1 pseudogene is annotated in these 663 nt (G+C 45.7%); it reads left to right on the top strand.

From position 1 onward, the window contains the following. Positions 1–317: 317 nt before the first annotated feature. A pseudogene (locus tag A3766_RS01945) lies at positions 318–663 on the top strand (hypothetical protein); the annotation flags it as partial.

Below are 663 nucleotides of genomic sequence, written 5' to 3'. Positions count from 1 at the left end.
GGCTTGGTTCGTGATCCTTACACCAAAGAAAAGATTGAGTTACCTTCACAGCGTGCAGGTTTGTTAATGGTGTTTAGAGTCTTTGAGAAATTGAGCTACGGCTTGGTTTTGAAAGCAACACGCCCACTTGCTGTGATGGACGAGGTTCGTACGCCTTGATTTGAACCTGAGCCTTGAATTAGCGAGGCTGTAAAGGTTAAAGTAAACTGAAGGCAGCTTAAGGATTAAGCTGCCTTTTTTGTTGGGCGATTGCTTGGCAAAGTATACCTAGGCCCGGAATAGGGCATTCTGCTAATAAATCGATTAAGGATGATCGTATGGCTATTTCTTCAAGTTGCGAATACATCGCACAACTTTCTGCAGTCAAAGGCTTGGGCCTGAAGACTTTTTATCACCTTTATTCTCACTTTGGGAGCGTTGACGCGCTTACGAAAGCTGACTACGAGGCTTTATGCTCAAGCGGTCTTAAACCAGTGATGGCACGAGCCCTGGTCAACATTAATGAAGCTGCATTATCCCAGGCGCTTCCACGTTCGACCGAGACGTTGATGGAGTGGTCGGAACCTGCGCGACAGCATATATTAAGTATTGAGGATGCAGGCTATCCGTCTTTATTAAAGGAAGTATTTTGTCCGCCGCCTATGATCTATCTGAAAGGCTGTC

The sequence above is a fragment of the Oleiphilus sp. HI0132 genome, from assembly GCF_001635845.1.
Note: the sequence above shows the minus strand (reverse complement) of the source record. Positions and strands in the feature narration are given on the sequence as shown.